Annotated in this window: 2 protein-coding genes; both read right to left on the reverse strand. The window is 39.7% G+C overall.

Annotated features, from left to right (window positions below):
• The coding region (locus tag JZO85_RS22900) for a leucine-rich repeat domain-containing protein (RefSeq protein WP_347401826.1) at positions 1 to 1,748 on the reverse strand (1,748 nt) is incomplete at its 3' end.
• Positions 1,741 to 2,018: LPXTG cell wall anchor domain-containing protein (locus JZO85_RS22905; protein WP_207110451.1), on the reverse strand; the 278-nt coding region annotated here is incomplete at its 5' end. The genes JZO85_RS22900 and JZO85_RS22905, both read right to left, overlap by 8 nt.

A 2,018-nucleotide genomic window follows, 5' to 3' on the forward strand; every position in this document is an offset into this window, starting at 1 on the left:
AACTGTAACTGTTTATTATCTAAATCAGCGTATGTTACATTGCCTAATTCAATTTTATCTCCATTAGGTGTGAGAATAGGTGAACCGCCGAGAGATATATTAGAGAGACTTAATCCTGTGCTCGCAGAGGTTTTTAGTACATCAACTGTAGCATTACCACCATTAATCGGTGGTATGTCTACTTCAAGGTATTGACCAGTTCCACTAAAGTTAGTTAAGTTGGTAAATCCAAAAATTCCTGTTATATCGGTTATGTGATTATTCCCAAATACCAAATTCTGTAATGCCGGATTGTCGACCGGACTTAAAAAATCTAGATTTCTCATTTTATTATTTGAGATTGATAACTCCCTTAATAAAGGATTATTGGATAAATTTAGATCGGTAAATTGATTACCATCACAACTCAAATGCTCTAATAACGGATTGCTGGTCACATCCAAATCTTTGAATTGGTTACTAGATATTCTTAATCGTTTCAGTGAACCGTTTTCGCTGACGTCTATGGTCGATAGTTTATTATATGAACAAGTAAATTCCTTTAGCAAAGGATTGCTACTTACATCTACATCAAGTAATTCATTGTCTGAACAATCCAGACTTTCTAACTTTAAACTGTTACTAACATCTAGAACATTCAGCATATTATAGCTACAACCGACCGAGTATAATAATGGTTTTTCACTTATATTCAAAGTTTGCAATTTATTGTAGGAACAAAATAAATATCTCAATGAGTGGTTCTTGGTCAAATCAATTTCTTCTATATTATTTCTCGAAAAATCTAAGTAATCCAACTCCAACTGTTTACTCACATCTAATGTCAGTAATTCATTTTGTTGACAGACCAACTCTTTTAACAATGGATTGTTGCTTAAATCTAAATTACCTAGTGGATTCATAGCGCAACTCAGAAAAACTAGCTTTGCGTTGTTGCTCACATCTAGATCCTGTAGTTGATTACCTCCACAGTTCAAAGTAGTTAGCTCTGTGTTGTTGCTCACGTTTAGATCCTGTAGTTGATTACTTCCACACTGCAACCGAGTTAGCTCTGTGTTGTTGTTCACATTTAGATTTTGTAATTGATTATTGTCACAGATCAAAGTAACTAACTCTGATTTGTCCTGTATGTCCAGATTCGTAATCTGATTTCGCTCACAGTTCAAATAAGACAACAAAGGATTGTTACTTAAATCCAATGTAGTTAGGCTATTCCCCCCACATTCTAACGATTCAAGCTTTGTCGCATATTCGATGCCTTTCAAGCTGGATAAGGACTTGTAATTCATTTTTATCCATGTCAAAGCTTCCATATCTGTATCCGTTAACTGATCTTGTCCTTTTCCATAGCCGGGCCACCCATTGTTTGTAGTCCATTGATCTGTCCGTAAAACCTTCGCAAAATCCTCATCGATATCAACCCCTTCAATCAACGTGTTCGCATATGGACTAGCACCTTTGGTCGTAGGTTGTTTGCCGGGCTTCTCTTCCTCTTCTTCAGACTCATTGGTCGCTTCCGGTTCTGGGACATCTTCCAGTTTGTCTTTGCTTGGTTCGGTTTCCTTTTCAGGAATCGTTGCTGAATCCTCCGGCTGACTTGCTGCTGGCTCAGTGGCCATCGTTGGAATCGTAGATATAACAGTTTCTTCTGGTACCTCGGTTTCTGCAACGACCGTTGCAGTGCCAGCCCCTAAGCACGGTGCTGCCAACAGACTGACACAAAAGAAAAGACGTAGAATTTTATTCATAGTCCTCCTCCTCTCGCAACTGCTTGAAGAGGAACAGCCAAAAGACGGCGATCATACAAGCGACTCCCCATGCTCGCAGAATGCCAGCTGTTTGATCCCCGGTTTGAGGCAAGTTCTTGGCACGGGTGCCCTGATAGGGTTGATCTGCTTGACGCGTGGTTAGTGGAATGACATTTTCTTTCGGTTCTATGGGTTTTGGCGCGGGTTGCTCGCTTTCGGTCGCAAAACCGATCCCTACTTCGCTCGTGTCTACTTCTTTTCCAACCGCTA

The sequence above is a fragment of the Candidatus Enterococcus murrayae genome, assembly GCF_017315985.1.
GTDB classification, from domain to species: Bacteria; Bacillota; Bacilli; order Lactobacillales; family Enterococcaceae; genus Enterococcus_A; species Enterococcus_A murrayae.